The organism is Hymenobacter terricola, from assembly GCF_017921975.2.
In the GTDB taxonomy this organism is placed as follows: Bacteria; Bacteroidota; Bacteroidia; order Cytophagales; family Hymenobacteraceae; genus Hymenobacter; species Hymenobacter terricola.
In genome coordinates this window covers 1-7,313 of the sequence record NZ_JAGEMO020000159.1, presented here as the reverse complement: position 1 = coordinate 7,313, position 7,313 = coordinate 1, and the positions used below count along the sequence as shown (strand labels likewise).

Here is a 7,313-nt window from a genome sequence, read left to right as displayed (position 1 = left end):
CGGCCTCCACGAACAAGCGCGTGTCCTTGGCCGTCACGCCGCAGGCATTCGCTTGGCCCGGCAAGAGTGGCGAAAGGCGTTGCCAGTGCGGGTCGGTCAGGAATGTGCGGTCTTTTTGCATCTTCAAAGCTCCCTTAATTGTTCACACGTCCTAGTATTCGCCACCACCTAGCCTTCTCACTTCATGAGCCCAGTTACTCAAGTCCCTGCGGAGCGCCCGCCCGTAGCCCTGGCGCCCACGCAGCCCATCACCTTGCACATCAACGGGCAGGACCATTTCCTCACCATCGCGCCCTGGACGACGCTCCTCGATGCCCTGCGCGAGTACCTCGCCCTCACCGGCACCAAGCAAGGCTGCGACCACGGCCAGTGCGGCGCCTGCACGGTGCTGGTGGACGGCAAGCGCATCAACTCCTGCCTCTCGCTGGCGGTGATGCAGGAAGGGGCTGATATCCAGACCATCGAGGGCTTGGGCACCGAAGAAAACCTGCACCCCTTGCAGCAGGCCTTCATCGACCACGACGCGTTCCAGTGCGGCTACTGCACGCCGGGCCAAATTTGCTCAGCGCAGGGCCTTATCAATGAGGGCAAGGCCAAAACGGAGGACGAAGTCCGCGAGCTGATGAGCGGCAACATTTGCCGTTGCGGGGCCTACAGCAACATCCTGACCGCCATAATGGAGGTGCTAGGGAATAAAGAAGATGGAGCCGAAGTAAGCAATGCGCCGATGCCGAAGCAGGAATGGTCGGCTGGCGCGGCGCGGGCCGAGATGGGACCAGTGGAGCCAGCCAAATAATTCCACATCCTTAATTACCAAGAGATGAACAGCTTCACCTTTACCCAAGCCCCAGCCGTGGATGCGGCCGTGCAGGAAAGCGTCGCGCACGACGGCGCGGCCTACATCGGCGGCGGCACCAACCTGATTGACCTGATGAAGGAAAATGTGGCCCGGCCCACGCACCTCATCGGCCTCAAAAAGCTCGGCCTCGACGCCATTGAAACGTTGCCCGACGGCGGCCTGCGCCTCGGCGCATTGGCCACCAACGCCGATACGGCCTGGCACCCCGAGGTAGAGAAGCGCTACCCGCTGCTCAGCCAGGCCATTTTGGCGGGGGCCAGCCCGCAGCTGCGCAACATGGCCACCGACGGCGGCAACCTCATGCAGCGCACCCGCTGCTACTATTTCTACGACCTGGCCACGCCCTGCAACAAGCGCGAGCCGGGCTCGGGCTGCTCGGCCATCGGCGGCTACAACCGCATTCACGCCATTCTGGGCACCAGCGAACAGTGCATCGCCACCCACCCTTCCGATATGTGCGTGGCCCTGGCCGCGCTGGAAGCCACGGTGCGCGTGAGCGGCCCCCACGGCGAGCGCACCATTCCCTTCGAGGACTTCCACCGCCTGCCCGGTACCACGCCGCACCTGGACAACACCCTGATGCCCGGCGAGTTAATTACGGGCCTCGACTTGCCGGCCCAGGGCTTCGAAAAGCACTTCAGCTACCTCAAGCTGCGCGACCGCACCAGCTACGCTTTCGCGCTGGTATCGGTGGCGGCGGCGCTGGAGCTGGACGGCAACACCATCACCGCCGCCCGCCTCGCGCTGGGCGGCGTGGCCCACAAGCCCTGGCGCGACCAGGCGGCCGAAGCCTTGCTCGTCGGCCAGCCGGCCACGGTTGATACTTTCCGCCGCGCCGCAGCCAAAGTAGTGGAGGGCGCCCAGGGCTACGGCTCCAATGATTTCAAGATTGAGCTGGCCCGGCGCGCCATTGTGCGGGCCCTCAAGCAAGCCGCTGAAATGAATCAGGAACTTGATTCCAACGCCTTTTTAAACTCCAATCCATGAGCCAGACCATTGCGACTCCGCCCAGCATTCACCTGGATACGGACTACATCGGCAAGCCCACCAGCCGCGTGGACGGCCCGGCCAAGGTGGCCGGTACCGCCAAGTACGCCGCCGAGTTCAACGTGCCCAACCTGCTCTACGGCTACGTGGTGAGCAGCCCGATTGCCAAAGGCAAAATCACGAGAATTGACGCCGCGCCGGTGTTGGCATTGCCGGGCGTGCGCCAGGTTTTTTCCCACGAGAACGTGCCCCACCTGGCCTTTCTCGACCGCAGCTACAAGGACGACGTGGCCCCCGGCGGCTCGCCCTTCCGCCCGCTGCACGATGCCGAAATAAAGTTCAGCCAGCAGCCGGTGGCGCTGGTGGTGGCCGACACGTTTGAGTTGGCCCGCTACGCCGCTTCCATCCTGCACATTGAGTACGAGGAAGCGGCCCACGAAACCGAGCTGGCCCGGCACATCGACGATGCCTACGAGCCTGGCCGGGGCAAAACCGGCTACAAGCCCCCCAAGTCCCGTGGTAATTTCGGGCGCGGCTGGGAGCAGGGCGTGGCCCACATGGAGGCCCGGTACTCGCACCACGCCCAGCACCACAACCCCATGGAAAACTTCGCCACCACAGTAGAGTGGCTCGGGGATAAGAAACTGAAAATCTACGACAAAACGCAGGGCGCTTTCAACAGCCAGCAGTACCTCACCAAGATTTTCGGGCTCAGCAAGGACCAGGCGCGGGTGATTTCGAAGTACACCGGTGGCGGGTTTGGCTCGGGGCTGCGGCCGCAATACCAGCTGTTTCTGGCCGTGATGGCGGCGCTGGAGCTGGAGCGCTCGGTGCGCGTGTCGCTCACCCGCCAGCAGATGTTCAGCTTCGGCCACCGGCCCGAAACCTTGCAGCACGTGGCAATGGCCACGAACCCCGACGGTTCGCTCGCCGGCATCAATCACTTCGCGGTGGCCGAAACCTCGCAGTTTGAGGATTTCACCGAAAACGTGGTGGGCTGGTCGGGCATGCTCTACGACTGCAAAAACGTGAAGCTGGGCTACCGCCTGGCCAAGCTCGACGTGTTTACGCCGCTCGACATGCGCGCCCCCGGCGCCGCCTCGGGCTCCATCGCGCTGGAAATCGCGATGGACGAAATGGCCTACGCCGCCGGCCTCGACCCGCTGGAATTCCGCCTCCGCAACTATTCCGATTTTGACCAGGCCGAAAAACTGCCCTATTCCAGCAAAAACCTGCGCGCCTGCTACCACGAAGGCGCGGCCAAGTTCGGCTGGGAGCGGCGCAGCCCCGAGCCCGGCTCCATGCGCGACGACAACCTGCTGGTGGGCTGGGGCATGGGCGGCGGTATCTGGGACGCCTCCAAACAGCCCGCCCAGGTACTTGCCAGCCTCGACGCCGACGGCCACCTTACCGTGAGCAGCGGCACCAACGAAATCGGCACCGGCACCTACACCATCATGACGCAGATTGCGGCCGAAAGCATGGGCCTGCCGCTCGAAGCCGTCACCTTCATCCTCGGCGATACCACCCTGCCCGAGTCGCCCCTGCAAGGCGGCTCCTGGACGGCGGCCTCGGTGGGCACCGCTGTGCAGGAGGCCTGCACCGCGCTGGGCGAAGAACTGCTGAAACAGGCGAAAAAGATGGACCATCCGGCCTTCAAAGACGCCAAAATCGACGACGTGCAGTTTGCCAACGGTCAGTTGCGCCTGCGTTCCGACGCCACCCAGGCCGTGGTCCTGCGCGACCTCGTGCAGGCCAGCGGCGAACCGAAAATAGAAGCCAAAAACTCCAAGCTTCCCGGCCTAATTGGCATGGTTAAGCCCCCAAAATACTCCATGCACGCCCACAATGCGGTATTTGTGGAAGTGAAAGTAGACCCCGACCTGATGACGGTGCACGTCACCCGCGTAGTAAACGCCGTGGCCGCCGGCCGCATCATCAACCCTAAAACGGCCCGCAGCCAGGTCCTCGGCTCCGTGGTCTGGGGCATCAGCTCGGCCTTGATGGAGGAATCGGTGATGGACCACCGCTTCGGCCGCTTCATGAACCACAGCCTGGCCGAATACCACGTCCCGGTAAATGCCGACATCCACGACATCGACGTGATTTTTGTGCACGAAGAGGACGCCGCAGTGAACCCCCTCGGCATCAAAGGTCTCGGCGAAGTGGGCCTGCTCGGCGTGGCCGCCGCCGTAGCCAACGCCATCTACCACGCCACCGGCAAGCGCGTGCGCGATTTGCCGATTACGATTGACAAACTACTGTAGAAACCGTGGCAGCTGGTGCCACCGAAGTGACATAGAAACGCCCCGCAGCTAGTTGGTTGCGGGGCGTTCTTGATAAGAAACAGAGGAGAGTAATGGACCCGCCTTGGCGAAATAACGGTATTTGAAAATCGCCAGCCAGAATCGAAATCAAACTCATAAAGACAGGTTTGTTGTTCATTCAATTGCCCGACGTTATTTATTGGCTGAAGCTAATGCCGATTAACGAACAAAAGTTGAGAATACATTCGTCGCCCCGCCATATGTTCGTTGTTATGTTAATCCCTATGTCAACTTGTAAATAAATTCTTCTATCTCTGTCTGTCGGGCATTTGCAAAACCTTTGTTCGTGCCGATTTTTACAAAACCACACTTTTCTAAAACTTTCTGCGAACCTGAATTGTCAAACGCAACCCTTCCGAAAATAGGTCTTGCGTCTTCAATGGCCAGAAACTTTTTAAGTGCTGTGGTTGCAATTCCTTTTCCCCAGAAGGTTCTGTCTATCCAATACGTAATTTCACTTTCACCTTGCATTTCAAATTTCGCAATACTACCTGCGATAATTCCGTCAACCAAGATTGTCTGGTTGTTTATCGTCGGGTCATTTAGAATTTTGGTAAATTTTTCAAAATATGCTTCTTTGTCGGTAGGGTCTTTTGAAGTAAATGCAGCTAAGTAATTAGCCTCTTTGTCAAGTTGAAATTGAAATAAAAGCTCTAAGTCTGGTTTCTCGGTTTGCCTGAGCTTTAATTGGCCATTCTGCATAGTAACAATTATGTTATTTGAAACTTTGTAATGTCTGCTCCAATGACCGCCAACAGCTGGATTCCCGCTACTCGCAGGCCCCATTAAATAGCCGGCATTTCTTATTAGTACGCAAGTTAGTAGCGGATAGTATGCTGAACTGGTCCGCTCCCGCTACTGTATTTAAGTGCGAGTGGGCAGCCATATAACCACCCGCCGCAGCCGGGCGTATTCCCGAAAGGCTCGCCGAATCTACTAAAGAACCTGCTACCTCACGCATGACTGAACTGCAACGCCTGCTCCTCGCCTACGACCAGCACCGCGCCGAGGCCCGCCCCTGCGCCCTGGCCACGGTGGTCGAAGTGCTGGGCTCGGCCTACCGCCGCCCCGGCGCCCGCATGCTCGTCACCAACGACGGCCAGCTGACCGGGGCTATCAGCGGGGGCTGCCTAGAGGGGGATGCCCGCCAGCGGGCCCGTCAGGCTATTTTTCGGGGCCAGCCAGCGCTGGTAACCTATGACACCCACGACGAGGACGACCCGCGCCACGGCCTCGGGCCCGGCTGCCAGGGCGTGGTCCGAATTCTGCTGGAGCCACTGGATTTTGCCAATGTCGATAACCCGCTGGAACTGCTACGCGGTTTTGCCACCTACCCCGAGCCGGCGGTGCTGGCCACCGTTTTCAGCACCGATGCAGCGACAGGCCTGCGGGCCGGGGTAGGCCAACGCGTGCTGCTTACCGCAGCGGGGGTGGTGCGGGGCACGCCCGCCCTGGCGGCCCCTCTGGCCGAAGCGGCCCGCGCTACCCTGGCCCAGGGCATCTCGCAGGTACTGGATATTGACACCGATGCCGGCCCCGTGCGGGCTTTGCTGGAGCAGCTCACGCCGCCCTTGCGCCTCGTGGTGTACGGGGCTGGCAACGACGCGCAGCCCCTGGTGCGCCTGGCCGCGTCGTTGGGCTGGCACATTACCGTGGTGGATGGCCGGCCCAACCTGAGCACTGCCGCCCGCTTCCCCGAAGCGGCCGAGGTGCGCATCGTGCCCGTGCGCGAATTGGAAACGCAGCTGCCCGATGTCAGTGCGTACCACGTTTTGCTTAGCCACAACTACGCCTACGACTTTGCGGCGCTGCAAACGCTGCTCCCCTCCCCCGCGCCCTACATTGGCCTGCTCGGGCCCCGCGCCAAGGCCGGGCGGCTGTTGGAAGAGCTGGCATTATCCCCACACGAAACCGAGCAAGTGTTGCGCAGGCGCCTGCACAGCCCCATCGGCCTGAGCCTGGGTGGGGAAACCCCGGAAGAAATTGCCCTGGCAATTGTGGCCGAAATTCAGGCGGTGAAGAACGGGCAGCCGCCACAGCACCTGCGCGATACCTCGTCGGCCATTCATGCCGACTCGCCTAAAAAGGAAACCGGGCAGCCAAAAGCTACAGCTGAGCGGCTATAATTCCGGGGTTGCGGCCACTGGTTTTTGCTAACGCGCCGGCACCCGGTAGCTCAGCGCAAGCCGAAACGCCGGGCCTTTTTCGATGTGCGGATTCAGCGGCACCGGCGCTTTCCCCAAGCCGATGTAGTCGAGCGTGGCCGGCCATTGGTCGTCCCTGGTGTACACGTCGAGCCGGCGCGTCACGGCGTAGGCCGCAATGAGCCGCAACGCCCAGTGCGCGCTCAGGTAGGTTTCGGCAAACAGGCCGTAGTGCCCTTGCTGGTACTGGAAATACCGGTCCTGCTCCCGCAACCGGTAGGCGGTATTGATGCCAATCAGATTGAAGCCCGCATTGACGCGGGGCGTGACGGCATAGCTAACGGTGAAGGTGGTGGGCAAATCCCCAAAGGCCCGCCATCGCCGCCCTAGCTGCCAGTCCAGCCCCAGCAGCACCACGTATTGCGGGCCGTAGAATTGCTGCCGGTAACCCAGCGTGAGGCGGTACGCCAGGCGGACATTCACGCGGTAGGCTGCACGGGCCACCCCTCCCCAGGTAACGTCCGCGCCACGCACTTCGCGCAGGTCCGAGTTCAGGGCGGGCAGGGCCAGGGCCGTCAGCTCCAACTTATTCGATACGCGACGGCGGTAGCCCAGAATTGGCGAAAGGCCGTACACGTCGCTCACGTCGAACCCCGGCGGGTCGCCGCCAAAGTGCAGCGCCTCCAGGCTGGCCCCGGCCAGTAAACTCCGGGTGCTGTCGCCGAAAAGGCTTATGGGCACCACCGCATTCGCCCGCCATGCATCGGCCCGAAACGCGTGTTGCCCGCCATTATTCAATTGCAAAGGCAGCACCTCGTAGCTCGCCCCAAGGCCTTCCGCATAGCCTTGCGCGTGGCTTGCGATGGGCAGCAGGCCAGCCCCCAGCAGCATTATTACGCCATGAAGGGGTAGGGAGCGGAAACATGATTTCATGCAGGTTGGGAAGTAAGCCGCGCCAAAGAACGGAGGCATGAGTCAATAAAACCCGTTCTGCTT

General features: G+C 61.3%; 6 protein-coding genes. 4 read left to right on the top strand and 2 right to left on the bottom strand.

All coding sequences use genetic code 11. From position 1 onward, the window contains the following. Positions 1–184: 184 nt before the first annotated feature. The 3 genes from J4G38_RS27915 to J4G38_RS27905 are packed head-to-tail and all read left to right on the top strand — an operon-like array spanning position 185 to position 4,113. A complete protein-coding gene (locus tag J4G38_RS27915) occupies positions 185–796 on the top strand; it encodes a (2Fe-2S)-binding protein (RefSeq protein WP_210522178.1) in 612 nt (203 codons plus the stop codon). A 24-nt stretch (positions 797–820) separates the two neighbouring features. Continuing rightward, on the top strand, positions 821–1,846 hold the full coding sequence (locus J4G38_RS27910; RefSeq protein ID WP_210522177.1) for an FAD binding domain-containing protein: 1,026 nt from the start codon (positions 821–823) through the stop codon (positions 1,844–1,846). Continuing rightward, complete coding sequence (locus tag J4G38_RS27905) at positions 1,843–4,113, top strand: xanthine dehydrogenase family protein molybdopterin-binding subunit (RefSeq protein WP_210522176.1); 2,271 nt, start codon at positions 1,843–1,845, stop codon at positions 4,111–4,113. Before J4G38_RS27910 ends, J4G38_RS27905 begins: the two co-directional genes overlap by 4 nt. Before the next feature lie 282 nt (positions 4,114–4,395). Here the strand turns inward: J4G38_RS27905 and J4G38_RS27900 are convergent, their stop codons facing one another. After that, complete coding sequence (locus tag J4G38_RS27900; protein WP_210522175.1) at positions 4,396–4,875, bottom strand: GNAT family N-acetyltransferase; 480 nt, start codon at positions 4,873–4,875, stop codon at positions 4,396–4,398. 257 nt (positions 4,876–5,132) lie between these two features. Between J4G38_RS27900 and J4G38_RS27895 the strand changes: the two genes are divergently transcribed. Continuing rightward, positions 5,133–6,299 carry an XdhC family protein gene (locus J4G38_RS27895; protein WP_210522174.1) on the top strand — a complete coding sequence of 389 codons (1,167 nt, stop codon included), beginning with the start codon at positions 5,133–5,135 and terminating at the stop codon, positions 6,297–6,299. Between the two features lie 27 nt (positions 6,300–6,326). On the opposite strand, the gene J4G38_RS27890 is transcribed toward J4G38_RS27895, so the two are convergent. Next, entirely contained in the window at positions 6,327–7,250 is a 924-nt protein-coding gene (locus J4G38_RS27890; RefSeq protein WP_210522173.1) for a DUF6268 family outer membrane beta-barrel protein, read from the bottom strand. Positions 7,251–7,313: the final 63 nt, after the last annotated feature.

Bases quoted from the DNA above. Each gene is read 5' to 3' on its own strand.
- J4G38_RS27915 (WP_210522178.1), top strand. From the start codon at position 185: ATGAGCCCAGTTACTCAAGTCCCTGCGGAGCGCCCGCCCGTAGCCCTG.
- J4G38_RS27910 (WP_210522177.1), top strand. From the start codon at position 821: ATGAACAGCTTCACCTTTACCCAAGCCCCAGCCGTGGATGCGGCCGTG.
- J4G38_RS27905 (WP_210522176.1), top strand. From the start codon at position 1,843: ATGAGCCAGACCATTGCGACTCCGCCCAGCATTCACCTGGATACGGAC.
- J4G38_RS27900 (WP_210522175.1), bottom strand. From the start codon at position 4,875: ATGCAGAATGGCCAATTAAAGCTCAGGCAAACCGAGAAACCAGACTTA.
- J4G38_RS27895 (WP_210522174.1), top strand. From the start codon at position 5,133: ATGACTGAACTGCAACGCCTGCTCCTCGCCTACGACCAGCACCGCGCC.
- J4G38_RS27890 (WP_210522173.1), bottom strand. From the start codon at position 7,250: ATGAAATCATGTTTCCGCTCCCTACCCCTTCATGGCGTAATAATGCTG.